This is a genomic window from Acetobacter conturbans, from assembly GCF_011516755.1.
Taxonomy (GTDB): Bacteria; Pseudomonadota; Alphaproteobacteria; order Acetobacterales; family Acetobacteraceae; genus Acetobacter; species Acetobacter conturbans.
In genome coordinates this window covers 160182-186952 of record NZ_WOSY01000002.1, presented here as the reverse complement: position 1 = coordinate 186952, position 26771 = coordinate 160182, and the positions used below count along the sequence as shown (strand labels likewise).

Here is a 26771-nt window from a genome sequence, read left to right as displayed (position 1 = left end):
TGGTATGAGTCTGCAGTAGTGCACCCGGTTTTCATCATCCTGCTGTAGCCTATTTTGTTTGTGTCTTGCCCTACGGATTGCCCGCGATGAATGCTGTTCAGATTCCTTTATTCGATGGAACCACCCAGCCACCTCCTGATCCATCCCATGTTTCGCCCCTGAAGATTTTTGAAATCATCCGACGGCGGTGGCTCCTGGTTCTGCTGGTGACGCTGGGTATCACTATTCCGGCAGCGGCAGGCATTCTTACGCTCTCGCCTTACTATGATGCGTCTTCCGCACTTATGATCGGCACGCGTCAGGCCCAGTTCAGGGACCTGCAGGCCACCCAGACATCGCTTGATGTCGATGCTGTGGCCATCAACACGGAAGTCGGGGTGCTGAAGAGTCAGGCGGTCGCCACGGCGGTTGCCGAACGACTGAACCTTGTCAACGATCCGTACTACCGCGCCAAGATGGAAAAGGTCCCTCTGAAGGCGAAGCTCGTTGAGCGATTCAAGAAAATCATAGGTCAGTTTGAGCCGCCGAAGCCGCTGACGGCGACGGAGAAACTTCAGCTCGTGCGTGACCTGCTGGTGCAGAACATCACGATCCTGAATGATGGACGTTCCTACATCATCACCATCAGTGCCCGGACAGGTCGTCCTGATCTGAGCGCGAATATCGCGAATGCCTTTGCAGACGTATATCTCGACTTTAAACGCCATATGAAAATTGCAGCGACCTGGCGCGCAAACGGATTGCTGGATGAGCAGATCGTGCCGCTGCGTGAAAGGCTTCGTAAAGCGGAGCAGGCTGTCGAAAACTTCCGTGAAAAAAATGGCCTGATCGCAGCGGAAATCGATCATTCAGGCAGCCCTAACGCTCAGGGTGGCGTAACAGTCGCCGATCAGCAGCTCGTCGAGACCAACCGCGCTCTTATCGTCGCGCAGACCGATCTTGGTGCCCAGCGGGCCAGATCCTCTCAGATGCGGTCCGGCGCGGGCAGTTCGACGGATGTGCTGTCGTCACCGATCATTCATCAGCTGGAGGCGCAGGCAGCAGCACTGAACGCGCGTGTCGCCAGCCTTTCAACAACGGCGGGAGACGCCAACCCGGAGCTGATGGCAGCCAGAGCCGCCGCCGCTCATGTCCGCGGCCAGATTGCGCAGGCTACGTCACAGATCACCACGAGCACTGATAAGGATCTGCGCAGCGCAGAGAGCCGCGTGGCTGACCTTTCCGCTCAGGTGGAACACCTTCAGGCGCATGTGGCGAAGGAGAACGACGCCAACGTCATGCTGAAGCAGCTTGAAAGCGAAGCAGGGGCCGCGCGAGCCGTTTATCAGGATTATCTTGCCCGTTATGCCCAGACTTCAACCGAAGCGACATTGCAGGAGCCGGAAGCCGAACTGATCAGCCGTGCAGAGCAGCCGCTTGGGGTGTCCGGACCACCGAAATCCCAGTTTATCGTGGTCGCCCTGTTGTTCTCCGCACTTGCGGGCGTTGGCCTCGCGATTGTGCGTGACCGGCTTCAGCAGGGTATTCGTCAGGCAGACGAAATCGACGCCATTCCGGGACTTTTCACTCTGGGCGTCCTGCCTTCCTTTTCAGGCTCATTTGTCGATCTTTATCGCCCGACAGCCCGGCCCTCGGTCTATGTCGAGACGGTGGAAGCCGTCAGGACAATCCTTTCTTTTGGCCGCAATCGGTTTCGCGCCAAAACCGTGGTGATAACCTCGGCGGGCCCGGAAGAGGGAAAAACCACCCTTGCGCTTTCACTCGCCGGCAATACCGGTCGTGCTGGCAAAAAGGCATTGATTCTCGACTGCGATACTCGCGGCCCGTCGGCTCTTGATGTGGTGCGCAACGCGGGCAAACGCACGACCGAGCGCTCTCTGCTGACACGTCTGGACAAGCATGAACTCACGCGTGACGTGTTGCCGGGTGTCGATGTCATGACACTTGCCGACTGGAAAACGCCAAGCGACCAGATGATTCCGCCTTCAGTGGTGAAACTGGTCCTCACCGAACTGAGTCCGCACTACGACATGATTATTCTCGATACCCCGCCACTTCTGGCTTTCCCCGATGCGGCCGTGCTGTCTCATGAAACGGATGGCGTCGTTCTTGTAGCCAAGTGGGGTGTCACGACCACTGAAAGCCTTAAGGGGGCGGTGCGTCAGCTGGCGACCTATGATGCGAGAACCCTTGGCGGTATCCTGACGCAGGTGCCGATCGGAACAGCAGGCGGTGTGACTGGCGCTCCGCTTCAGGTCTATCGCCACTACGGTCTGCTGGCATCATGAGCGGCAAGGTGACGATGCTTCCGTTCGCCATCAATGGGCGTTTTGCAACGCAATCTCTCAGTGGGGTGCAACGGTTCGCCGGAGAGTTGACGCGCTCTCTTGGAAAGCTCGACTGGAAAGAAGAGGCGCCGGTCCTGCTCGCACCGCAGGGCAGGCTGACTGAAGATGAGCCCTTCGATCTCCCTGTGCACCAGTTCGGACGTTTGCACGGGCAGGCATGGGAGCAGCTCGAATTACCGAAGGGCGCCGCCGGACGCTACCTGATCAATCTCGGTAATACAGCGCCCGTGTTCAAGCGCGATCAGCTCGTCGTGCTGCACGATGCAGCGGTTTTTGCGCAGCCGGAAGGCTATTCCTGGAAGTTCCGCGCCTGGTACAAATTGCTGCAAACCGTGTTGTGCCACACCACAACGCAGATTGTGACGGTGTCACGTTTTTCCAGAGATGAACTGGCCCGGTCCCTGCACATCAAACCCTCACGGATCGGTGTGATTCCCGAGGGGAGTGAGCATATCAGCCGGACCACGCCTGACACCGGCGTTCTGGAACGGCACAATCTGACGGGGAAACCGTTCGTTCTGGCTGTCGGGAATCTGGCGCGCCACAAAAACCTCACGGGGCTCAATACCCTCGCAAAAAGATTGCAGGAAAAAAATATCCCGCTGGTCATTAGCGGCGGTCTCAACACATCCGTCTTTAGTGGAGGAAGCGAACTGCCTCAGCCTGCTGTATATGTCGGGCGGGTGTCAGATGCGGAACTGCACGCGCTCTACAATGCGGCTGCATGTTTTGTCTTCCCCTCCTTTTACGAAGGGTTTGGATTGCCGGCCGTGGAGGCAATGGCGTGCGGCTGCCCGGTCGTCGCAGCGTCCATCCCAGCTCTGCAAGAAGTGTGCGCGGATGCTGCGGTGTATGCCAGCCCTTATGACCCTGTCGACATCAGCCAGACGGTGTTGAAAGTGCTGGAAGACACTGCTCTCGCGGCTGATCTCAGGGAAAAAGGCCGCGAGCGGGCAAAGCTGTTCACATGGGATAATGCGGCCCGAGCCCTCATGGCAATCGCCAGGAACGGAGCGGCGCGGTGAGGCTGAAATATCTGGGCTGCGTGGCCATTCTGCTGGGCCTTATCGGTGCGACACCCCTGAATGCTCAGGATGCTCCAACCGATGATCCGCTTGCTGATGAAACGGATCAGTATGTTCCGAATATCACGTCGCGAAACGTGATTGTATGGTGCAGCGCCCTCAACGGTGATCGTCAGGAGTTCTATCTGAGTCAGATGAAGCGGCTCAAAAGCACGTCACCGCTCGCTATCGGCTCGATGAGCGGGCATTTCGCTCAGACCGTCAACGCCCGGTTTGGCACGCACCTTGCAATGAATGCGCCTCATTGTCGCTCTTTTCGCAAAGCGGCTGCTGCTGAAAGCGCGCGCATGCTTGAAGTAGGACAGGCAAAAAAACAGGGACTGTCAGTTGTTGACCCGGGAATTTTTTAATATTTCCGGGCAAATATAAGTGTAATGAGATGACTGCACTGCTTCATTTTTAGGATGGTCGGTAAAGATCAGGGCTTGCATTTAAGAAGTGCCAGTCCTCCGACAACAATAGGGGTCCAAGCGCCAATTCCGAGGAGTGTCCCGAAGATAATACCGCGAGCAGAAGATAATCTGTCGTTGGTTGTGTTTTCAGAGTGCTCGTCGTACCCACTGCTAGACGCGTTTGAATCCGTTTTTGAAGACAAGTTCATAGCCGGGACCCTTTCTGGAAATGTCGTCTCGGTTTACTCGTGGCGTAAAAATGTAAATGTTTTGCTAACAACTCGACTGCTCAGCAGATGCGTTTGCCTCACGAATTAAGAGATGGGTGACGCATGATTTCATGCAACACGACAAAGAATGAGGATCAAGGCACGTGGATCAACTGAACGCAGATCTTAAAGTCGCGATCGTTCATGAGTGGCTCGAGAGCTACGCTGGCTCAGAGAGAGTTGTCGGTGAACTTCTTAACGTCTTTCCCCAGGCGAAGGTTTTTTCTGTCGTCGATTTCCTTTCGGAAAAAGAGAGGGCTTTCCTCGGCGGCAGAAAGGTAACGACCAGCTTTATTCAGAAACTGCCTTTTGCCCGCAAGCATTTCAGAAACTACATCGGCCTCATGCCCATTGCCATCGAGCAGTTTGATCTGAGTGGGTTCGACCTGATTTTTTCGAGCAATCACGCTGTTGCAAAAGGAATCATAACGGGGCCTGATCAGTATCACATCAGTTATGTCCATTCCCCGATGCGATATGCGTGGGACATGCAGGCTGCGTATCTGCGTCAAAGCGGTCTTGAAAAAGGCGCTAAAGGATTGTTCGTGCGGTGGCTTCTGCACCGCCTGCGCAACTGGGACGTCCGTTCGGCAGCAGGGGTGGATGTTTTTGTCGCCAATTCCTGTTACATCGCCCGCCGCATAAAAAAGGTTTACCGGCGGGACGCGCTTGTCATCCATCCCCCCGTGGATACAGACGAGTTTGTCCCTCCCACAACAGCCGCCTCCCGCGATGCCTACCTCGTCGCCGGTCGTCAGGTGCCTTACAAGCGTGTGGATCTCGTCGTGGAGGCTTTCCGCCGCCTGCCGAACCAAAAGCTGATCGTCGTGGGGGACGGCCCTGAAAACGAGAAGATCAGGGCGCTCGCCGCTGGGGCTCCCAACATTGTGCTGCGTGGAAAAGTGCCGCATGCGGAATTGATCTCACTCATGCAGAACGCCCGGGCCTTTGTGTTCGCATCCGAAGAGGATTTCGGCATTACGCTTGTCGAAGCGCAGGCCTGTGGAACGCCGCTTGTGTGTTTCGGGAAAGGCGGCGCGGCCGACATCGTGCGTGAAGAGGGAGATCCTGAAGGGGAAACGGGTATTCTGTTTCAGGAGCAGACTCCCGAAGCGATTATTGATGCGGTAAACCGCTTTGAAACTTTGCGCGGTAATATGACTTCCGAAAGATGCCGCCAAAATGCTCTTCGTTTTTCCCGACCGGCGTTTCGTGAGCATATCCGCAAACTGGCCGACCATGTGATGGCGGAAGGCTGCTAAAAGAGAGGGATCATGGGCTGTAGCAACGCAGGATACCACGACTGATGCTTCCCTTGATGGGAGTGATCCTGCTTCCGCTCAGTATCTTTTTCTGGGGCAAACCGGAACGGCTGCTCCAGATGGTGATCGTTGCAGGGATATTTCCCGCGGCAGCCGTGCTGTCGCTGGGAGGGATATGTCTGCAACCGACGCTGGCTCCCGGGCTTTCCTTCCTCTCCTACATCATGCTGCAGAAAATTCTGGGCGCCCGTTATCCCGCGCAGCAGGATGTCCGCACGCTGTGCAGCGCCATGGTCTTCAACGGTGTGTGGGCCGTCTTCGCATCGCAGGCGATGCCCCGGATTTTTCATAACAAGGTTTTGGTCTGGCCCCAGAAGGTGGATGCGGCGGGTACACAGTCGCTTCTGGCACCCAGTTTCGGCAACATCACGCAGGACGCCTACCTCATTGTGAACGTCATTCTCATGGTGTTCGCAGCGCAATATGTCACGCGCAGTCAGATTAAAATCGCCTCTTTCTTTAACGCCTTCATGCTCACCTGCTGGCTGCTGGTGGGCATTTGCGTCTGGCAGTTCCTGGCGAGAACAATCCACGTGCCGCCATTCCCGCGTGAGTTGTTCTATTCGAACACCGGCTGGGCAGTGCTGGATGGACAGACGGCGGGTCCTCTCCCGCGTATCAATGCCTCGTTTACGGAGCCATCCGCCTGCGCCTCTTATCTTTGTGGCGTCGTGTTCACCTGCCTCTGGCTTACCCTGAAGGGGTACAAGGTCAAAGGCATGAGGCCACTGATCTGGGCCTCCACTCTGGCCCTGTGTCTGACGACATCCACGACGGGCTTCGCATCGGTGGCCATTGGTCTGATGTTGCTGCCTTTCCTCGTCGTGGTGACCGGAAGCGCGCGGCTGCTGGGGCGCATCGGACAGCTCGCAATGATCGGCGGCGTCATCCTCGGCATGATGATGGTAACGGTGGTGACGTTTGTTCCGTCAGTCGTTACGGCAGCACAGACAGTCGCGGAAAGTACGGCCGACAAAAAGCAGAGTGCATCCTACAAGGAGCGCAGTCAGGCCGATGCGGATGCGATGACGGTCTTCCGGGAGACATATGGTCTCGGGGCCGGGTGGGGGAGTAATCGTTCTTCCAGCTTGGCAGCCGGCCTGTTGGCATCGGTCGGGGTCATCGGGGTCATCGCGCTGCTCGTCTTCGACTGGAAACTGGTGATGGCCGCCGGGGCCGCGTTAAGGGCACAGCCGCACTCAGATGAAAGCCTTGTCATCGAAGGTTTTTTGGCCTCCATTTTTGGGCGCGTCGTTGCCGCCATGCTGTCGGCCCCCACGATCGGAATGCCCGATTTTTATGTCATGATCGGGATTGTGATAGGGGCGATTGCGCGGGTTCGTTTAGCCCAACGCGTGGATAAACGTTTGCTGGCCATTCCCGCGACACGATGAAAAGCTTCCATCTCGTGCTTGGCACGATCAGCGATTTCGCTGATCAGGCTGTCGTCGGCCCTATTGAAATCACGGTCTTCCTCGTTCTGCTGCTGCTGGGGCGAACACGCGACGGCCTTGTCTGGGGTGCCGTCATGCTGAGTGGCTCCCTGACATTGTGTGTCCTCAAGCTCTGGTTTGAACGGTGCGGCGTGCCGGTTCACCGGATCCTTTACAGCCCCAGTGGCCATACATTCGGGGGCACCATGGTTTATGGCGGCCTGTTCGCGCTTTTCTGCCGGCGCACCTGGGGCGTGTTGACAACCGCTTTGATGCTAGCCGTCCTGTTCGGTGCCTCACGCATCCTGTCAGGGGTTCATACTGCGCCGGAAGCCGTATTAGGGGGGATTGTGGGGGTGACAGCGGTGGGTTTGCTGCATTGCCTGCTGGGACGTGCCCGGCCCCAGCCGTCACTTTACGTGATGGCGGTGGTTCTTGGCTGCGTTGTGGTGCTTGGGGGCCTGCTTCACGGCTACCGTCTGGGTGCAGAAGTCTGGCTTGAACGGGAAGCGCTTGTTCTTGGCGATTATCTGTCGTGCCACCGGACGTAGTGGGGAAATACAGCCCGTTTCCGGTCAGGCAAACTGCGCAAATGCCTGCACCAGTTTTTCATAGACAGGTTTTTTGAAGCCGACATTGAGCGTTGCAAGCGTCTTGAGCGTCACCCATTTCCAGGCATCGAATTCCTGATAGCTGTCCGCATCCAGACGGATTTCGTTTTCGGTTCCCGTGAAACGGAGCGCGTACCATTTCTGAGTCTGTCCCCGATAGCGGCCCCGAAGTGCTTTTCCAACAAGCTCAGCGGGGAGATCGTATGTCAGCCAGTCTGGATGCTCACCTAACAAGGTCAGGGACGTTATTCCGGTTTCTTCGCTGACTTCCCTGAACACGGCATGGTCAGGCGCTTCGTCGCTGTCGATACCCCCTTGAGGGCACTGCCATACACCTTCATCCGGACCGCCGCCTGCGCCCGGCATATCCGTGCGACGGGCGACGAACACCAGTCCGTCCCCGTTGAAGATGACGGCTCCGACATTCCGGCGGTAGGGCAGGGAAGAAGCGCCTGTCATGAAATGGTTCCAGTTTTACCGTGAAGACGATCCGCTACCCGGCGAGGCAGTTGAAGACCCCGGAGCGGCAAGAGGTGTTTCACTTACCGCGCGTGTGCCGGACGCAGTCCCCACTTTTTCTGCAGAAGGAGGGGCGGAAGATTGCGGGACAGGTGCGATATGCAGCGGCTGTCCGGGTGAAACACCGGGATTACCTCCCGTATTGTGGCACAGGGAACTGACGGGAACGAGCGATACTCCCTGCGAATTCAGGGTGGCGGCCCATTCAGCCAGCCGCTGAAGCAGAACCGGACGCATCGGACCCGCGACCGCGACGGCAGATCCCTTCGCCTTCGCCATCGCGACGAGATGCTCGAGCTGTCCATCAACGCCTGCCGCATCCGTATCTGTGTCCATCGTCAGCGAGGCATCGCCTTCCATCACCGGCCCAATTCTTTGCGTGCCCGGCGTGGCATTCAGATAAAGCAGACCACGATCTTCCAGTTCGTGAGAAACCATGGCGAAGTCGGGTGACTGCGCATAGGCATCCCCGTCCAGTCCCGAAAACGCATTGGTCGCGCCGACATAACCATCAAAACGGGAGAGAGCCCATTCGAGGTTGTCCTTGTCGACTTCAATCGTGTGGTCGTAGCCCAGCGCACGCGGACCCTCGTCATCCATCGGTGCGGTGGATGGCTGCATGGGGAGGGCAATGAAGATCTCATGCCCACGTTTCCGGGCCACTTCGGAGAGGGATGTGCGGGCGGGAGCATAGGCGGGAACTGCGAACGACACCGGCGCGGGCAGAGACCGGGCGGCATTGAGACTCATGTCTTCCGACAACCCGAAACCATCGAGCAGAATGGCCACTCTCGCATTGCCTGGCGGAATAGTCGGGACGGCTGCCGCATAAACATCGCGCGCCTGTTCGCCTTTGGGACCCCGCTTGGGCAAGCTGTGGCCCGCATCGCCGGGAACGGCTTCCAGCATGTCCTGAATCGGTGCCGGAATGGGAGCTACACCCGGAACGACATCAGAAGCAGCGGCATCCTGCGTGGTCCCCTCCTGCTGTGCAGGTGGGGTGGTCTCCGCCAGCACAGGGGGGGATGTTTGCGCATTCGCGGTTTGCTGGGCCGAGCTGGAAGACGACGGCAGAGGCTTTTTCGGATGAAGCCCCGACCACTCCTGAAGCCCGATCGCGAAAAGCAGGGCCGTTACAGAAACGCCGCCCCAGAAACGGACGAAAAGGCGCCCGTTTGGCGGAAGTCTCTGCCAGAGGGAAGCGACGACAGGCTCTCCCGATGCAGTAAACACGTCGGCAGCCTGCGGACCTGACTCCGACGTTTCGGAACTGGCGTTAGTGATGGGAAACCTCATTCTTTACGGGAGCTGGCTTGTCTGACGACGGCTTTACGGGCGGAAGCGAAGCAGCCGGGTCCGGCGCGGCCACCCCGGCCATGCTGCGAACCAGCCGCAGACCTTCCTGTAACTGGAAGTCCGTCGTCGGCTTGGTCACGTCAAAGGCTGGCCAGTTTTCCGGCGGCTCATCCGGAAGATGTGCGGCGAGTTCCGGAAGATCCGAACGTGCAGGCGGTTTGGTCTGATTCCCGCCCTGGTTCTTGAGAATATGGGAAAGATCCGCCTCGCGAATGCTGAAAGCGGGCTCTTCACGGCTTTCCTTCACCGTCACATCCGGAGCAATGCCAAGCCCCTGAATGGAACGACCGGAAGGCGTGTAATAGCGCGCTGTCGTCAGCCGGACCGCACCATTGCCGGGGATGGGCATGATCGTCTGCACCGAGCCTTTGCCGAAGCTCTTGGTGCCCACGAGAACGGCGCGATGATGGTCCTGAAGCGCTCCAGACACGATTTCACTGGCCGAAGCGGACCCGCCGTTGATCAGCACCACCATCGGGAGGCCATCGGTCATGTCGCTGCCCTTGGCGTCCCAGCGCTGGCTGTCCTTCGGGTGGCGCGCACGCGTCGAGACGATCTCACCATTGCGGATGAACGAGGAGGAGACATCGATCGCCTGCGTCAGGAGACCACCGGGATCGTTACGAAGATCGAGAACAAGGCCGCCCGAAAGTTTGCCGCCAGCTTTCTGCTTCAGCTCGTTGTAAGCCGCCCGCAACTGCTCGCCTGTCTCTTCGGTGAACTGCGGAATACGGATATAGCCCGTCTTGTCATAAAGCTCGGACCGGACCTTCTCGATCTGGATGATGTCGCGTGTCAGCGTCACGATGATCGGCTTGGGTGCCTTGGCCCGAATGATGGTCAGCGTGATCTTTGTGTTCGGCTTGCCGCGCATCTTCTCTACGGCGTCATTCAGCGGCGCGCCGTCAATATTGTGGCCATCAATGGCGACGATGTAGTCACCCGGCTTGATGCCGGCGCGCCATGCGGGCGTTCCGTCGATGGGGGACACCACGCGGACATGGCCGTCTTCCCCCTGAACCTCCAGACCAAGGCCACCGAATTTGCCGGTCGTCTGGACCTGCATGTCGGCATACTGCTTCTCGGTCATGTAGGAACTGTGCGGATCAAGGCCGCTGAGCATCCCGTTGAGCGCGTTGGTGATCAGTTCCCGATCGGAAACCGGATCGACGTAATTGGCGCGGACGAGATCAAAGATGCTGCCGAAAAGGGTCAGCAGCTTGTAGGTTTCTGCGTGGCCGGCATTGGGATCGGTGGCGGGGGCTGGCGCTGTCTCGGCATGGGCCGCCGCAATGATGCCGCCATTTCCTTCAAGGCCGGAAAGTCCTGGTGCGAGCGTCAGTCCGGAGAGAACTGCAGCTCCGAACAGCAAAGCGGTACGGAACGTCATAAACTGAAGTCTCCTGTTGCCCGACCACGCAGAGCGACAGTCAGGTCCTTTTTCTCTCGGCACGAATCGTTCCTCCCGGCCCGTATAATCGGATGAGGTTCTTACCAAAACGAATACTGCCCTCTTAGCCGCTTATCCCCTCGACGAAAACCGCCTCTCCGGAATTGCCGTCGGCTCACAGGAATGGCCGTGGATTGACCGACCGCGCCCCGCTGCGAACCTGCACCAGCAGATTGCCGCCATCAGCAGGCATCGCGCCGATGGCAGAGCCTTTCGCCAGCGACTGCCCCGTTGTCACATTCAGATTGCCGAGCCCCGCGAGGACGAAGCGGTAACCGCGGCCGCAATTGAGAATCAGCATCTGGCCATAACTACGGAAAGGGGCGGCAAACTCCACAGTGCCGCCGCATGGCGCTCGCACGCCGCTGCCGGGGGAAGCCGCATAGGTATTGCCCGAGGCTGTGCCACTTTCCGTCGGCTGGCCCCACGCTGTCAGGAGATGCCCGGTCACGATGCCGTCTCCACCCCGACCGGATACGGGCGTGACGACGGGGGGTGGCGCTTCATGAACGACCTGCCTGCCTGCTGCGGATCGAGCCGCCGCAACCGCCTGCGCCCGACGCCGCGCATCAGCCGCTTCCTGCGCCTTGCGCGCCCGCTCGGCCATCTCGGCTTCGTGCTGAAGCTGGGCCATGGCTGCGGCCTCCACCGCCAGCACGTCGTTCAGTTCGGCCTGAAGCACTTTCTGTTTCGCGGCCTCCTGAGCCGCTGTCACTGATGCCTGTCTGGCTTCTGCATTCGAACGGATCTGCGTGTCACGCGCCGCATTGGCCTGCCGCGCCAGTTCGGCCCGTTGCCGGGTTTGGGCCTCTCCCAGCGCATTCAGTTCGTTCAGTTTCGTGGAGAGGTTTGCATCAAGGACCGCCAGATCCTTTTCATGCACCCTGAGAGATTTCGCCTGCGTTTCGAGCGTGCCCGCAAGCCCGCGCATCACCATAAGCCCGCGCACGACATCTTCGGTGGGCTGCGTGCCGGTCAGAAGGGCATCCATCGGATACAGCGAGAGGCGATGCGCGACGGGAAGGAGAGGTGCAAGAGCCTCTGCGTCCGCATGGAGGCCGGCTTGCGTCCTGTGCTGCTCGGCCCGCAGATCATCCGCCTGTTCCTGCACGTTTTGTTGTCGGCTTTCCGTCTGCTGAAGAAGAGCCGCTGCTGCAACCGTCGCCGAAGACAGCGCGGTGGCGCGTGCGTGATCCTGCGCCGCCTGAGCCGCGGCGGCGCTGTTTGTCTGGCGGGCCTTTTCCAGCCGGGCGGCTTCCGCTTTTGACTCCAGCCGCAACGATTCTTCACGGTTGCGGGCATTCTGAAGCGCGGTCTGAGATGAGGAAACGGGGGGCTGGTGTCTGGCTGATGTCTCGTGGTGGTGCTGCGCTGCGACCCGTTTTTGTCTGCTGGCGGCAATGGCCTGTCCATCACAGATGGGCGCTGTCACGGCCCCAATCGCCGCGAGCATCGCTATCGCGGACAGGATGCAGGGTGATTTGCGCGAAGGCGGACGACGGACCATCCGCCTTGAGATCACAGGCTCTTCGGGCATGCAAGCACAGGAAACCGGCTGTGGATTTACGCCTGAGGCGAGACGATCAGAGACTTGCCCGTCATGACATCCGGTTGTTTGAGTTCCATCAGGGCCAGCAGTGTCGGCGCTATGTCGGCCAGTCGCCCATGCCGTAGTTGCACATGACCCGCTCCAACCAGAATGCACGGAACCTCGTTGAGCGTGTGAGAGGTGTGGGGCTCGCCTGTCTCGGGGTCCCGCATCGTCTCGCAATTTCCGTGATCTGCCGTGACGAGAAGGGCGCCGTGCTGGCGTCCGATCGCCTGCGCGATTCGACCAAGTCCGGTATCGACCGTTTCAACCGCCTTGATCGCGGCGGACAGGATGCCGGTGTGCCCCACCATGTCAGGATTGGCGTAATTGAGGACGATCAGGTCATATTTACCGCTGTCGATGGCCTCAACGGCACGGTCGGTCAGTTCGGGCGCGGACATTTCCGGCTGCAGATCGTAGGTGGCCACCTTAGGTGATGGAACGAGTATACGGTCTTCGCCCTCGAACTCCGCCTCACGGCCGCCATTCAGAAAATAGGTGACGTGGGGATATTTTTCAGTCTCAGCCATCCGAAGCTGTTTTCTGCCCGCTTCCGCCACGACATCGCCCAGTAGTTCCGTCAGATTCTGCGGCGGAAAGAGCACTGTTGTCAGCGTGGCGAGATGATCACTGTAACGGGTCATGCCGACTGTCGCGGCAAAATGGCGCACCAACTTGCGCTGGAAACCGTCGAAATCAGGATCGATGAGTGCTGTCAGCAGTTCGCGGATGCGGTCGGCGCGGAAATTGAACGAGACAATGCCATCGCCGTCCTTCGCGCCCTTATAGTCACCGATCACGCTCGGGATGACGAACTCATCCGTCACACCGCTGGCATAGGATGTTTCAAGCACTTCCAGCGGCGCATTGCAGCGTGCGCCTTCTCCGGCGGTGATGACATCATAGACCTTCGAAACCCGTTCCCACCGATTGTCGCGATCCATGGCATAGTAGCGCCCGGAGACCGTGGCGATCTTTGCCGAGTCAGGAAGCTGCTTCATCAGGCGCGCCAGATCGTCCTTGCCGGAGTGAGGCGGCGTATCGCGACCGTCCGTGAAGACATGCAACGCAACCGGCACGCCTGCTTCGGTCAGGATGCGCGCAAGAGCGACGGCGTGATCCTGATGTGCGTGAACACCTCCCGGAGAGACCAGTCCCATCAGGTGACAGGTGCCACCCGTCTTCTTCATGGTGTCGATGAAGGCTGACAGAACCGGACTGGCGGCGAGGCTGCCATCACGGACAGCCTGAGTGATCCGCGGCAGTTCCTGCATCACCACACGACCGGCACCGATATTCAGATGTCCGACTTCCGAATTGCCCATCTGACCGTCCGGCAGCCCGACATCCTTCCCGCTCGTATCGAGGAAAGTGTGCGGACAGGTTTTCCAGAGTTCATCGAACGTCGGGATGGAAGCGAGCCGAACAGCATTATCGGACGCATCCTCACGCCATCCGAATCCGTCAAGAATGACGAGCATGACGGGGCGCAGCGCGGAAGCAGAAGAAGCGGACATTGTCTCAGGCCTTTGTTTTTGTTGTGTGCCTTTGTTCCGGTATCAAATATGACACCAGACGGGACTTGTTCCAAGCGGAACAGGCACCGACGTCCGCATTCCTCTTTCCTTATTTGGTCTGGTGCTTCGATTTGTTGTTTTCGAGCGTATCTTCATCAACACAGTCATCGGCACTGGTAATCTGACCCGAGGAAGGCGCGTCGCTGGCCGGAAATGTATCCTCGCTGGCTTCGTCAATAATTTCGCTCTCTGGTTTTGATGACGAGGATACGCCGCAAACCGGATTTTTTTTCTCGTTCATCACGATCTCCAATTTATTATAATGTCGGGAAGGTCGTAGCGGGACGGCAGATCCCGACCCCTTCCAACACAGAACGTGGGGCTGAACGGCTGAGTTTGTTGCTGCTGGAGCCTTTTTCAGTCACGATATTGCGACTGAAAGCCAACACGCCCGGAGAGGAAAAAATGTCATGAATGACCGGACAAAACCTGTCTCGCTCTGCGGGACGCTGACGCCTGACCAGATGCACATTCTGCGCGAGCATGGGACCGAACGGCCCGGCTCCAGTGCGCTCAACCACGAGAAAGGGGCAGGCCTCTACCGCTGCGTCGCCTGTGGCACACCGCTTTTCTCCGCTGATACGAAATATGAGAGCGGCAGTGGCTGGCCTTCTTTTTTCGCACCCATTCCCGGAGCGGTCGAAACGCAGACGGACACGACACGCGGTATGACGCGCACCGAGGTCCATTGCGCGAAATGCAAAGGTCATCTCGGTCATGTTTTCCCGGATGGTCCGGAGCCGACCGGCCTCCGCTATTGCATGAACGGGCTGGTTCTGGATTTTGAACTCGAACCTTCTTCCTGACGCGGATTTCAATATGACAGATCTTCCGGCCGATGCCCTTCTTGTCGTCACGCATCCGCTTGTGCGGCACAAACTGACGCGTCTGCGTGATCGTGCCACCTCCACGGCTGATTTCCGTCGGCTGGTTCGGGAACTTAGCCTGTTGCTGGGATATGAGGCGACGCGGGGTCTGAAGCTGGAGCCGGTGACGATCGAAACACCGCTTGAGACGATGGAAGGCGAGCAGCTCTCTGGCAAGAAGCTATGCTTCGTGTCGATCCTGAGAGCGGGTAACGGCATTCTGGACGGGATGCTGGACCTCGTTCCTTCGGCCCGGGTCGGTCATATCGGCCTGTTTCGAGATCCTAAGACGCTGGAAGCGGTCGAGTATTACATGAAGCTTCCGGATGATGTTGCCGAGCGGCAGTGCATCGTCGTGGACCCTATGCTGGCGACGGGACACAGCGCGGTCGCGGCGATTGATCGGCTCAAGCATGTGGGCTGCGGGCCGATCGTGTTCGTGTGTCTCCTCGCGGCCCCAGAAGGCGTCGCATGTCTCAGCGCCGCCCATCCCGACGTCCGGATCATTACAGGTGCGCTCGATCGCGGTCTGGATGATCACGGCTATATCCGCCCGGGTCTGGGCGATGCCGGCGACCGGCTTTTCGGCACAAAGTAAGGGAATGGTGGCGTTGGGTAGTTGGAGCCGGGCGGGATGGCTATGCGTCTGATAGCGGTCGGGCGGATGAAAGATGCTCACGAGCGCGCTCTGGTGGAACGGTATGTCAAACGTCTCAGTCCGGCGCTGACCATCACGGAATTGCCTGACGGCCGGGGGAGTGCTGGTGAAATCAAGCGCCGGGAAGCGGAGGCCATGCTGGCGGCATTGCCCGACCGGGCCTTTGTCGTGGCGCTTGATTTGGACGGAAAAACTCCCGGCAGCGAGGCGTTCTCCGAGCAGATCACGGGATGGCTGGAGACCGGACGAGAGCTCTGCTTCCTGATCGGAGGCGCCGAAGGCCTTGATGGCAGTGTTGTCGCTCGTGCGGATGCGCTTCTGTCGTTGGGGAGCTTCACATGGCCCCACATGCTGGCCCGGATCATGCTGGTTGAGCAACTCTATAGAGCCCGTGCCATCGCGAGTGGTCATCCCTACCATCGTTCAGGGCGCCCATAATGTCTGCGGTGGAATGAAAATACACCGATTATCTATATTTTTATACTATAATATTTATTTGAACCAAGGATCGTTTTATTTTTGGGATTGGTATTTCCGGAAACGTGTTGATTGTTGATAAAATTGGATACTTATTTGTGATTGTTGCTTCATATAAATAATGGTTTTAATTTTTTTGAAAATAATTTTGCCTGGAAAAGTAGCCCGGACAGTCAAAATTCCTTACGGGGCAAAGTTAAACCTCGAAAAATTAAATAGTCAATTGACGCTGGTGGCCAGCCCCCTATATCGATAATAAATCGTTAAAGGCCTTCCGGGCGGCGACTTTGCCTGTCTCTGGGAAGCATTCCGGACATACAGATTGAGAGCGACCCGGGTATGAGTGATACTTCTCTGATTCTAACGGGCACAGCCAGTGATGATGCAAGCAATCAGGTCGTTGCCGGCTCTGTCAGCTCTTCTTCTGTAGCGGACAGTCTTGCGGCGGCGTATGCTTCGCCGACGACAACGGATACCACTACAGCAGGTAGTCTTGCCGCCACTGATTATACAGGCAGTAGCAGCGTTGTTTCATCGGCTGCCACTCAACTTGAATCGTCCGGCACCTCCACTTCGGCCTCTCTCTCGTCGACTGGCACCGCAGTATCCTCGACGTCATCAGGGACGACCTCCATTCAGTTCCTTAGCGCGAGCACTGCGCAGGTCGCCGCTGACACTTCTGTCGCCAACACCGTGAACGATACCAATTTTACATGGTCCAGTTCGCTGGCCGCCACAAAACCGTTCTTTGTGACGACGGACCAGACAGCTCTTGTGGATCAAAGTGTCTCATGGGCGTTTCAGTCCGTGCTCGGTCGCAATCCCACGAGCAGTGAACTACAGGAATATAGTTCCCAGATTGTTCTGGAATCATTGAGCACCCAGAATTCTCAGGGATTTATGTATTCGGATTATTCCGGTCTGGTGAAAACGCTGGCCAGCAGCACGGAAGCCGCCAATACGCTTGAAAGTTATTTCGTCGATTATACAGGGAAAGAAGCCACCACCAGCATTCTCAGCGAAGGGCAAACCTTGCTGGCAGGAGAAGATACCCTCGCCAATCTAAAAGACGCAATCATCACATCGGACCAGACAGCCAGCGCGATCGCTTCTGTCTATTCCGACAAGCTCAACATCACGATTTCGACTTCTGGCAATGAGGTTACTGCATGGGAAACCATGATGGAAAACAGCAGTGCCACGCTTACAGACGTCGTTCAGGGTGTCACGCATGGTGATGAAGCCCAGTCTATCATTTCGGATGTTTATTCCAGTCGGCTGAATATCACACCGAGCGCCACTGAAATCAGCACATGGGAGGATGCGCTCGCGGGTGGCCAGACATACAGTTCGCTGGTCACATCCGTTTCGACGGGGTCGGAAGCGCAGGCCGTCATCATAGGCGTCTATGAACAGAAAACAGGTCTTCCTCCCAGTTCTGATGCGGTCAGCGCATGGGAAAGCGCTTTTGCAAACGGAACGACCTATAGCGATATGGTCACTGCCGTGTCTGAGGGAAGTGAAGCCAGCGCAGCCATTACATCTGTGTATCAGCAGAAAATCGGCGTGACGCCTTCTGCCAGCGAGATCTCCGCCTGGGAAGATTATCTGGCGGCAGGCGCCTCATATCGTGATCTTGTAAATGGTGTCAGCACAGGGCAGGAGGCGCAGCAACAGATCATAGCAGCCTATCAGACCAAAGCTGGTATCACGCCGTCTCAGTCACAGGTTTCTGGCTGGGAAGCTTATCTGGCTTCGGGTGCCACCTATAGCACAATGATATCCGTCATCAGCCATGGGCAGGAAGCGCAAAGCATGATTGCCAATGCTTATACGCGCATTCTTGATGAAACGGCGTCTTCAGCACAGATCAGCGCTTGGGAAGATGTCCTGGCTGGCGGTGTAACCTATGACAGTTTACTTGATATTATCTCTCACGGCACTGAAGCGCAGGCTATGATTACGGGCTTTTACGAAAGCAGTCTTGAGCGTGCTCCCGCTTCCAGCGAACTTGAAGCGGCGGAGGACATGCTTCAAAGCGGTTCCAGTTATAGTGACGTCAAAAAGGCTATTGCGAATAGCGCCGTAAGTTAAAATCCGCGTTTGAAATACTCGTGGCTGATCAGTCTCTGGCATCCTGAGTATTTCAAAGGGCTTATTGATTTTGTAGGGCTGGAAGATTTTTGGAATTTTTAATGTAGTTGTTTTTATAAAGACATAACGAGAAGTAAATTATTTCAATTTTAATCAAGTATTAAGTGATATATTTTAGGGCCGATAATCCATCTGCATGAAGATGGGCAATATTAGCGTGGAATAAAGTAAATTCTGTCGGCCAATGCAGAAAGGCCGATAGACCATGACGACTGTCAGTTCCGGAAGTTCCGTTTCCAATACGACTGCGACCGCGACTGACCTCCTGACTGTTCTCGAGGGAGGTGTGGTCTCCAATGGGACGGTTGATAATGATGGGGCGCTAACAGATGCAGGCCCGGTCATTTCCTCGACTGTTCTTGTGAGAGGAAGGCACGTCGATCCGCACGCTGGGTGGGCAATTCGTTCCGTTACGCTGGCGGGGAACCCGACGCTATACACACAAACAGATGGTTCTGAACGCGATGGTCTGTCCGATTACGGTCCGGGCGGACGCGTTTGCTTGTGGGGTCCCGCAACGAAATCTCCGTATATCCCAGATGCATGCTCTTTATCTCGAAGGGACGCTGATCCCCGTTTCCGCTCTGGCCAACGGGCGCTCGATCTTTATCGAACCTCCTTCCTTGTCGGTTGAGTATCATCATCTGGATATCGGACCGCACGGCATCATTCTTGCCGAAGGTACGCCGACAGAATCCCTCTTGAATAATGACGCATCCCGACGTGGGTTCGATAACTATGATCCCCGCATTACAATGTTTCCCGACGATCCGGCGTGTTCACAGGCAGCACCATGGATTGAGGCAGGGGAAATGATCGCCGCGTTGCAGCAACGCTACGCGCGGAGAGCCGAGCAGCAGGGCTTCCCGCTCCACCATGTCGATGAAGCGGACTTTCTTCTTGTGTGAACAGGCATATTTTCACACGGCTCTGTCTTACGCAACGGATCAGGCTTTCAGCAGGTAGGGTAAAAACCGCTCCAGTCTGTCTATGTCGCGCGTGCTGACCCGGAACGCATGAGGGTGTTCGCCCGTCAAGGCACCGAAGACATAAGCGCAATCCTGCCCTTTTGCGTCGCAAAGACCGGATTGCAAAAAGGCCGGATGAATTTCAGCGGCATGAAATGCGACCACAGGCACATCCGCAGGCGCAAAGACCGAACTATGCAACCCGGAGCCGTATTCTCCGATCAGCGCGCGAGCATCGTAAAACAGTTCGACCTGCTCACGAATGGACAGCTTTTCCGGATAGACGATTTTGCACCCGGCAGTCTCCATGCGGGTCGCGATTTCATCGGCATTCACCATGCGGCGTGTGGCATTGCCCCAGTGTTCACGTGAAATATAGAGCATGTGAGAGCGGGTAGGGGGGCGATCTCCCACCACCTGCCGCGTAAATGACGAGCAGATATCTCGCATCAGGCTGTTGGCCCGCATATAGCCGCGCAGATTGCTCGGGATTATGGCTTTGCGAATATGACAGCGGTCTTCTGTCACATGATAAGTGCGCACATTGGCGCGCGGGATGCCGAGAATCTCGAGCCAGTCCCAGGCAAAGCGCGGCAGTTGTTCCGGCAGCAGATATGTCAGTGTCCGGATATCCAGCCCGGCAGCCATCAGCAGCCCTATCCGCGGCATGAGATCGACGATCCAGTGGCCGTACATCGAATAACCGGGGCCACAGAGCAGGACGACTTCTTCGTCGATCACGACATCCCGCACGGGATTGACCTGTCCCAGTGCCTCGTTGACCGTAAAATCGTTTATGCCGTTTTCAAAGATGAAGATGTGTCGGCCGTCGCGGTAAAGAAGGCGATCGCCGGAAAACTGGACAGCCTCAATCGTGGACAATCCACATGAGGGGGTGACTTCGTCTCCGAAGAAAGTATCCGCAAAATCCTCAGGTATGGGACCGAGAAGAAAGCGGGGCGGCTTTCTTGGTCCGCGTTCTTCCGGCGAAAGCATCCGCCAGCCAAAACCGGGCAGTTTGTCCCGACATGCATCCACAATGTTGAGAGAGTGGTCATCCGACATGGGCGCTATATCCGCGAGTTCTGTTCGAGGTTTCTGATCGCGTGCATCAGGCGTTCCGCTGTCAGGTCATCATGGGACAGATCGAAGCTGCCGTAGATCAGTTTCCGCTGTGCGGCGATGAGATAAAAACAGTTCCGGAGATGGTTCTGCCCATCGAGAAGGCGATTGAGTTCCAGAACTTTCGTGCCGGGACGTGCAAACACCAGATTGGCGAGCCCCGCACCGTGCGGCGCCACGATGAGTTCCGCCTGTCGGAACAGCGCTACCTGACTGCGAAAATCCAGATGCTCCAGAAAGATTTTTTCGATGCCGGTGGCGGCCAGCAACTGATCGATGGCGTGCTGTTCGTCGGGGGAAATGCGCGCGTTAACGGACTTCTCCCGGGTTACATAAAACCGGCGCGGAAGATCGGGACGGAAAGGCGCTTCAATGTCATCGAACGTGCGATAGGCCTCGTAAATCGTGAGGTACAGCTCGGGCATGGTCGGTTCATGCCACATGAAATGCAGCTTCTTGATCCTGATTGCTCCGGGCCCCATCCGCACCAGCCGGTTTCCGAAATCATATCCACGCAGCGTTTCTTCGAAAGTTTCCGGGGAATAGGCAAACTGCTCCCGGTCCAGAAGGCGCGGCACGTCAGGGATGATGAGTTTGACGGAGGGCGGCAAACGCTCGCAGGCAATTTTGGTGCGGGAAAGTCCGTAAAGCAGCCAGTGATAGTAATTGGCATAAGGGGCGTCGAAACCCACAAAGGCCTCATCCAGCTCCTCTTCGACCTCAAGTCCGGAGAGACTGGCTTCCATTCTCGCAAGGTCATAGGTGCAGAAGCAGGACGGTTCCACGATCCGCCGGTTCTGGCTGTCCAGAACCATGCCGCCCACAGCCGTTCCCATCAGGACGGTCGCGTTCTCTATCGTGAACATCGATAGCGTCATGGCGGGGAGCCAGATTGAGCGCCGGTCCGTTGAAAAAACGACGTTATAAAGTTCCAGCCCGCGTGCAAAGGCGTCCGTCTGTTGCCCGTCGAACAGTGGAACCGGCATGGGACACCGGACGGAGGACGTATAAGCCACCTTTGACCGGGAAATTTCGTCCGAAAAGGCGCTCAGATTGGTCGATGGGAGCGGGATCGGCGTGGACATGGGCGGGGTTGTTCTTCCTGCAATCCGGAAAAGGCGGAGCCGGAAAGGATACCCCGCACGGAGAAAGCTGCCCATCCCCCGCTGAATGGGGGAGGGAAGCTGTTCTTTAGAGTGGGTTTATTACGAACCCGTTGTCAGGCGCTGAAGTGCTTTTTCCCGCCCGATCAGCGGCAGAAGATCCTTTAGCTCCGGCCCGTGCTCCTCGCCGGTCAGCGCGAGACGCAGCGGTCTGAAAAGCGCTTTGCCCTTCCTGCCCGTTGCCTCACTGAGGGCCTTCGTCCAGTTGGCCCATGTTTCCTCAGACCATGGTTCCTCGGGCAGAAGCTGCGCGGCTTCCGCGAGATACGCCTGCTCTTCCGGCTGTTCTGCAGGAGTGATGCCGTCATGCACCACATGCCACCAGTGATGGCATTCGGTCAGAAGTTCGATATTGCCCCGAATGACCAGCCAGAACTGCTCCGTCGCGCCTTCAGGCAGGCGTTCACGCACATCCTGAAATTCCGAACTGACGAGGATACGACGATTGAGCGCCAGAAGCTGGCGCATGTCGAACCGCGCGGCTGATTTCGAGATGCAGGACAGGTCGTAATCCTGGGCAAGCGCGTCGAAACCCATCGGCTCAGGCGATTTGGAGCTGCCCAGACTGGCCAGATAGGTCGTCATCGCTCTGGCTTCGATGCCATCACGGTGCAGCGTTCTGATCGACATGGAATCGAAGCGCTTGGACAGCTTTCCACCACCTTCATCCAGCAGAAGCGGCAGATGAGCGAAGGTGAAGCGGGTCGGCTTGGCGCCTAGCGCCTCGGCAATATCGAGCTGCACACCCGTGTTGGTGATGTGATCTTCGCCACGGATGATATGCGTGACGCCTGTCTCCAGATCATCCACGATGGAGGCCAGCGTATAGAGCACGGTGCCATCAGCGCGGACGAGGACAGGGTCGGACACGGCGGTCAGCTTGACGGAGCAGTTCCCCATCACGAGATCGCTCCAGGCCTTGCTGCCACTGGTCAGTTTGAAGCGCCAGTAGGGCACCTTGCCGTTCGCTTCCGCCTGAGCGCGCTGCGCCGCCGTCATTTTCAGCATGGCGCGGTCATAGAGAGGCGGCTTGTGCTGCCTGATCCGCATTTCCCGCTTGGCCGTGAGTTCCTGCTCGCTTTCAAAGCAGGGGTAGAGGCGACCACTGGCTTTCAGGGCTTCAATAGCGCACTCATAGCGCTCAAGGCATTCGCTCTGCCGGAATGTCTCGTTCCATGAAATGCCCAGCCATTCGAGGTCTGTCCTGATGCCGGTGGCATAGACTTCCTGTGAACGACCGACATCGGTATCGTCAATCCGCAACTGAAAAGTCGCGTTATGCTTGCGAGCAAACAGGGCATTGGCGATGGCTTGCCGGGCATTGCCCACATGGAGCATGCCGGTGGGACTGGGAGCAAAACGAAGTTTCATCAGGGAAAGATGCCGTGTCCTGTTTTGGTGATCGCAGGGAAGGGATCGCGTCAGGACTGCACCATATTCCAGTTCCACTCCGACTGCCATCCCGACCGTGAGGTCATTGTTACAGGAAAACTTGAGGAGGGGCCGAGATCCGGTGGGGTAAATTTCTGCGTGCTGTATGTCGCAAGGACGGGTGTGAATAAAAATTAAATAAAAAGACCATTATTTTTCTGGAAGATCTTTTTTTGATATCAGATAAAATCGGCAGATGTCTGGCCTTCTTGACGCTCTTTCGTCACTCTCTTAGGAAATTTCCAACCGCTCACGGGTTTTGTGGCAGGCGGAAGCAGTGCTGAGGAAATGCCAATGATCTTGGAAGCCACCGGTGAACGGTTCATGCCCGACATGCAGGGTGAAACCGCGATCGAGCACATGCACCGCTATCTGTTCGCGCGAGAACTTGTTCCGGAAGGCAGCACGGTTCTGGATGTCGCCTGCGGTGAAGGATACGGCTCCGCTCTCCTCAGCGCGAAAGCCGAGAACGTAACCGGTGTGGATGTCTCGCCAGCCGCTGTCGAGCACGCGCAGGAAAAATACGGCAACGACCGGGTCAGATTTCTGGCGGGCGATATCTGCGCGCTGCCCCTGCCGGACAAGAGTGTCGATGCCATCGTCAGCTTTGAGACGATCGAGCATGTTGCCGATCATGAAAAGATGCTGAGTGAGTTTATCCGGGTGCTGAAACCTGCGGGCATCGTGATCATTTCAAGTCCGGATAAATATCAGTATTCGGTTGCCACCGGCTACAGCAACGAGTTCCACGTCAAGGAACTTTTCAGCCATGAGTTTGAAGCGCTCATGAAAAGCCGGTTCAGGAATGTCGTGTTTGGTGGACAGAGAAACCTGTTCGGGTCTGTCATCGACTTTGCCGGCAATCCCAGCCGGGACGTCAGCTTTTCTCTTGCGGAAGGCGGCGTGGCGCGGTTCGAAGATGTGCCTCAGGCGATGTATCTCCTCGCCGTAGCCTCTCAGGAAGCCTTGCCCGAAGTCGTGCGCGGGGTGTGCATCGATCATGTCACCTCCAGCGATGCATTTCGCGATATCGGGCATCAGATGCTGGAAAAGGACGATGCGTTTCAGAAGCAGGAGGAGCGGCATCAGAGTGCCGTTTCAAGCCTTGAGGCGGAACTTGCTGAAAAAGCGGCACTTGCGGGCAAAAACGACATTCTGCGCGGACATGTCACGACCCTCGAAGGAGAGCTGGATCGTGAAAAAGTCCGGGTCATCGAACTGTCGCGCCAGCTTTTCGAGGAGCGCGAAAAAAATACCGCGCTGCTGAAGGATGTGTCCCGTCTGCATCAGGACGTGGCCAATATGATGAATCTTTGCGGCGAGCGGGAGCAGAGGATCAGCGTTCTGAGCGGTCAGAATGCGGAATTGTCACACCGCGTCGAGAACCTCAGGGATTTTGAAAATCGTTATACGCTGATCGAAAACAGCACGGCATGGCGCATGACGAAACCCATGCGCAACGTGATCGACAAACTGCCCGCCGTGAAGGGAGCCGCGCGCCGCATCCGACATCGCAAGGTCGGCACGGGAGACGCATCTGGGTCGTCGAATACACCCAACCCGGAGGGAGAAACTCGTAGCGAAGGTCAGGCGCCACCATCTGTTCCTTCTGTCGTTCTGGATGAGGAGACGCGGCAGTTTATTTCCGATATCGCACCGCTCTTCAATGTCCCTTATTATGTCGAGCAGGTCGGGGAAGCAGGTGCAGGTTTCGATGCCCGGTCCGCTGCTGAGCATTACTTGCTTGAAGGGTGCAAGGCGGGACTGAACCCTTGTCCTGATTTTGACACGAACTATTATCTTTCCCGGCATCAGGATGTTCTGGAATGCGGGATGAACCCTTTCTGCCATTGGGCTCTGCACGGACGGCGTGAGCGACGTCTTACACTGCCATATGCAAGCAGATTACTGCGTACAGCGCGTAGACCGCTCGTCAGCGCGATCATCACAAATTTCAATCATGCCCGCTTTCTTGAGGATCGCTTTGAATCTATTCTGAATCAGACATATCGCAATATTGAAATCCTCTTTCTTGATGATGCATCAGAAGATGACAGTCTTGATGTCGCGAAACGATATGCTGAGAAATATCCTGAAAAAATCAGGATTATTCCTAATGCGTCAAATTCCGGGAACGTGTTCCGGCAGTGGCGAAAAGGTGTCGATGAAGCCAAAGGCGAGATCGTCTGGATCTGTGAGAGCGATGATTTCGCTGAGGAACGGTTCGTTGAGGAACTGATCCATGCTTTTGTTGATCCCAGTGTCGAGATCGCCTTTGGGCGGATACAGTTTTGCGACGTCGATGGCCGGATGCTGGACGGTCTCGATGGTTATCGTGAAAGAGCGCAGGCCGGAATATGGGGTGAGGCTTTTGTAAAGCCCGCAGGCTGGTGGTTCCAGAATGCTTTTGCCGTCTCCAATGTCATCGCCAATGTCAGCGGCTGCCTGATCCGTCGTCATTTCGTGCGCGACGAGGTCTGGGAGCAGGCGCAGACGTTCCGTGTTCTGGGAGACTGGTATCTGTACGCAGAGTGGGTTGCAGGCGGCCAGATTGCCTATTCACCGCGGGCAGTGTCGTACTTCCGGCAACACGACAAAAATACCTCCGTCAACAGTTTCCGGACAGTCGGGTTTTATCAGGAACATCAGCGGATGATCGAGCATCTGCGCCGTAAATGGGGTGTGGATGAAGAGCATGTAAGACGTTTTGCCAGCGCCCTGAATGACACGTTCCGGCATGTGCGGGCAGAAGAGGTTCTTGGATCGTTCGAGGCGGTGTTTGACATTGAGCAGGTTCTGGCTACCCCGCATGAGCAGCAGCACATTCTGTTCGCAGTGCTCGGCTTCGAACTGGGGGGTGGGGAAATCTTCCCGATCGAGCTTGCCAACAGCCTCGTCCGGAAGGGCGCCATGGTGTCGTTTCTTGTATACGACCATCATCGTGAAGATCCGCAGATCCGGGCTTTGCTGGATAGCTCGGTGCCCGTTTATTCAGCAGATGTGGCACGGGAGATCGGTGTCTGGCGGTATGTCATGGATCTGCATGCCGATGTGATCCATTCACATTTCTGCTTCTGTGAAACACTGTTTTTCCCAGACGATGAGACACTGCCTTTACTTCCGTACATCGTGACGCTGCATGGTTCTTACGAGTGTGTCCGCTTCCCCCCGGATGTCGTGGAGCGCCTCAGGCGTGGCGTGGCGCTCTGGGTTTATCTGGCGGAGAAAAATCTGTTCCATCTTCGGGGGCGTAAAGACGAACTGCCCTGTGGTGACGTAGCGTTCATAGGCAACGGCATGGCCGTGGATAAACGTCCTTTTCCTATGGACCGCAAAGCCCTCGGCATCGGGCCGCAGGATTTCGTTCTGGCCGTCGCCAGTCGCTGCATTCCCGAAAAAGGCTGGAAACAGGCTTGTGAAGCCGTTCTCACCCTGAACGAGGAGACGGGTGCGCCCCGAAAGATGCACCTTCTTCTGTGTGGTTCAGGCGATGCGCTCGAAGGGTTGCAGGCACGGTACGGAACAACATCGAATATCCATTTCCTCGGCTATCAGGAGTGCATCAGCGGCCTTTATCGTCTGGCTGACTGCATGCTGCTGCCAACACGTTTTCCCGGTGAATCCTTTCCGCTCACACTCATTCAGGCGCTACAGGTCGGAACGCCTGCTATCGCCACCGATGTCGGCTTCGTCCGGCCTATGATGACCGGTGAAGCAGGGGATCTCGCCGGCCTGTTTCTGCCGCTCGAGGCGGAGGATGCAACATTTGAAGCAGCCATCGTCACAGCCGTGAGGGAAATGATGGATGAGGGGAAGCGGGCCGCCTTCGCCCGGACTGCGCGGACATGCGGAGCACGCTATGACATTGCCAATGTGGCCGATACTTACATCCGCACCTATCAGCGCTTTCGGAGCGATGACAGGCTTATGCTTCCGTCATCATCTGCCGGTTGCCTTGAGGCTGCCGAGTAATCGGATG

21 protein-coding genes are annotated in these 26771 nt (G+C 57.0%); 12 read left to right on the top strand and 9 right to left on the bottom strand.

The window, feature by feature from the left end:
* The first annotated feature begins 86 nt into the window (after positions 1 to 86).
* From GOB81_RS02915 to GOB81_RS02890, 6 genes are all read left to right on the top strand, one after another.
* Positions 87 to 2288, top strand: coding sequence for a GumC family protein (locus GOB81_RS02915; RefSeq protein ID WP_173568869.1), 2202 nt, complete (start codon positions 87 to 89; stop codon positions 2286 to 2288).
* Positions 2285 to 3373 carry a glycosyltransferase family 4 protein gene (locus GOB81_RS02910; protein WP_173568868.1) on the top strand — a complete coding sequence of 363 codons (1089 nt, stop codon included), beginning with the start codon at positions 2285 to 2287 and terminating at the stop codon, positions 3371 to 3373. Before GOB81_RS02915 ends, GOB81_RS02910 begins: the two co-directional genes overlap by 4 nt.
* The gene (locus GOB81_RS02905) at positions 3370 to 3783 is read left to right on the top strand and encodes a hypothetical protein (protein ID WP_173568867.1); all 414 of its coding nucleotides are present in this window, start codon (positions 3370 to 3372) and stop codon (positions 3781 to 3783) included. The genes GOB81_RS02910 and GOB81_RS02905 overlap by 4 nt, the downstream gene beginning before the upstream one ends.
* A 415-nt stretch (positions 3784 to 4198) precedes the next feature.
* On the top strand, positions 4199 to 5356 hold the full coding sequence (locus GOB81_RS02900; protein ID WP_173568866.1) for a glycosyltransferase: 1158 nt from the start codon (positions 4199 to 4201) through the stop codon (positions 5354 to 5356).
* A 44-nt stretch (positions 5357 to 5400) separates the two neighbouring features.
* Complete coding sequence (locus GOB81_RS02895) at positions 5401 to 6810, top strand: hypothetical protein (RefSeq protein ID WP_173568865.1); 1410 nt, start codon at positions 5401 to 5403, stop codon at positions 6808 to 6810.
* On the top strand, positions 6807 to 7400 hold the full coding sequence (locus GOB81_RS02890; protein ID WP_194299768.1) for a phosphatase PAP2 family protein: 594 nt from the start codon (positions 6807 to 6809) through the stop codon (positions 7398 to 7400). Before GOB81_RS02895 ends, GOB81_RS02890 begins: the two co-directional genes overlap by 4 nt.
* A 24-nt stretch (positions 7401 to 7424) precedes the next feature.
* On the opposite strand, the gene GOB81_RS02885 is transcribed toward GOB81_RS02890, so the two are convergent.
* The 6 genes from GOB81_RS02885 to GOB81_RS02860 all read right to left on the bottom strand — a co-directional run bounded on the left by GOB81_RS02885 (position 7425) and on the right by GOB81_RS02860 (position 14194).
* Positions 7425 to 7919 carry an RNA pyrophosphohydrolase gene (locus GOB81_RS02885; protein ID WP_173568864.1) on the bottom strand — a complete coding sequence of 165 codons (495 nt, stop codon included), beginning with the start codon at positions 7917 to 7919 and terminating at the stop codon, positions 7425 to 7427.
* A 15-nt stretch (positions 7920 to 7934) separates the two neighbouring features.
* Complete coding sequence (locus tag GOB81_RS17610; protein WP_173568863.1) at positions 7935 to 9212, bottom strand: divergent polysaccharide deacetylase family protein; 1278 nt, start codon at positions 9210 to 9212, stop codon at positions 7935 to 7937.
* Positions 9213 to 9255: 43 nt separating this feature from the next.
* Positions 9256 to 10725, bottom strand: a complete 1470-nt coding sequence (locus GOB81_RS02875) for a S41 family peptidase (protein WP_173568862.1) — start codon at positions 10723 to 10725, stop codon at positions 9256 to 9258.
* Positions 10726 to 10900: 175 nt separating this feature from the next.
* Positions 10901 to 12292 (bottom strand): murein hydrolase activator EnvC family protein, encoded by a 1392-nt coding sequence (locus tag GOB81_RS02870; RefSeq protein ID WP_173568861.1) that lies wholly within the window; start codon positions 12290 to 12292, stop codon positions 10901 to 10903.
* 56 nt (positions 12293 to 12348) lie between these two features.
* Entirely contained in the window at positions 12349 to 13893 is a 1545-nt protein-coding gene (gene gpmI / locus GOB81_RS02865; protein WP_173568860.1) for a 2,3-bisphosphoglycerate-independent phosphoglycerate mutase, read from the bottom strand.
* Positions 13894 to 14002: 109 nt separating this feature from the next.
* The gene (locus GOB81_RS02860; protein ID WP_173568859.1) at positions 14003 to 14194 is read right to left on the bottom strand and encodes a hypothetical protein; all 192 of its coding nucleotides are present in this window, start codon (positions 14192 to 14194) and stop codon (positions 14003 to 14005) included.
* Positions 14195 to 14363: 169 nt separating this feature from the next.
* Here GOB81_RS02860 and msrB point away from each other — a divergent pair, with 169 nt between their 5' ends.
* The 5 genes from msrB to GOB81_RS02835 all read left to right on the top strand — a co-directional run bounded on the left by msrB (position 14364) and on the right by GOB81_RS02835 (position 19016).
* On the top strand, positions 14364 to 14759 hold the full coding sequence (gene msrB, locus GOB81_RS02855) for a peptide-methionine (R)-S-oxide reductase MsrB (protein WP_173568858.1): 396 nt from the start codon (positions 14364 to 14366) through the stop codon (positions 14757 to 14759).
* 13 nt (positions 14760 to 14772) lie between these two features.
* Positions 14773 to 15417 carry a uracil phosphoribosyltransferase gene (gene upp / locus GOB81_RS02850; RefSeq protein WP_173568857.1) on the top strand — a complete coding sequence of 215 codons (645 nt, stop codon included), beginning with the start codon at positions 14773 to 14775 and terminating at the stop codon, positions 15415 to 15417.
* Positions 15418 to 15459: 42 nt separating this feature from the next.
* Positions 15460 to 15915: a 23S rRNA (pseudouridine(1915)-N(3))-methyltransferase RlmH gene (locus GOB81_RS02845; protein WP_173568983.1), complete on the top strand. Its 456-nt coding sequence runs from the start codon at positions 15460 to 15462 to the stop codon at positions 15913 to 15915.
* A gap of 378 nt (positions 15916 to 16293) precedes the next feature.
* Positions 16294 to 18048 carry a hypothetical protein gene (locus GOB81_RS02840; protein WP_173568856.1) on the top strand — a complete coding sequence of 585 codons (1755 nt, stop codon included), beginning with the start codon at positions 16294 to 16296 and terminating at the stop codon, positions 18046 to 18048.
* 440 nt (positions 18049 to 18488) lie between these two features.
* Positions 18489 to 19016: a Hint domain-containing protein gene (locus GOB81_RS02835; RefSeq protein ID WP_173568982.1), complete on the top strand. Its 528-nt coding sequence runs from the start codon at positions 18489 to 18491 to the stop codon at positions 19014 to 19016.
* Positions 19017 to 19055: 39 nt separating this feature from the next.
* Here the strand turns inward: GOB81_RS02835 and GOB81_RS02830 are convergent, their stop codons facing one another.
* The 3 genes from GOB81_RS02830 to gltX form a co-directional block, all read right to left on the bottom strand.
* Positions 19056 to 20141: a glycosyltransferase family 61 protein gene (locus GOB81_RS02830; protein WP_173568855.1), complete on the bottom strand. Its 1086-nt coding sequence runs from the start codon at positions 20139 to 20141 to the stop codon at positions 19056 to 19058.
* Between the two features lie 5 nt (positions 20142 to 20146).
* The gene (locus GOB81_RS02825) at positions 20147 to 21283 is read right to left on the bottom strand and encodes a glycosyltransferase family 61 protein (protein WP_173568854.1); all 1137 of its coding nucleotides are present in this window, start codon (positions 21281 to 21283) and stop codon (positions 20147 to 20149) included.
* A gap of 120 nt (positions 21284 to 21403) precedes the next feature.
* Positions 21404 to 22732 (bottom strand): glutamate--tRNA ligase, encoded by a 1329-nt coding sequence (gltX, locus tag GOB81_RS02820; protein ID WP_173568853.1) that lies wholly within the window; start codon positions 22730 to 22732, stop codon positions 21404 to 21406.
* 354 nt (positions 22733 to 23086) lie between these two features.
* Here gltX and GOB81_RS02815 point away from each other — a divergent pair, with 354 nt between their 5' ends.
* On the top strand, positions 23087 to 26764 hold the full coding sequence (locus GOB81_RS02815) for a methyltransferase domain-containing protein (protein WP_173568852.1): 3678 nt from the start codon (positions 23087 to 23089) through the stop codon (positions 26762 to 26764).
* Positions 26765 to 26771 lie beyond the last annotated feature (7 nt).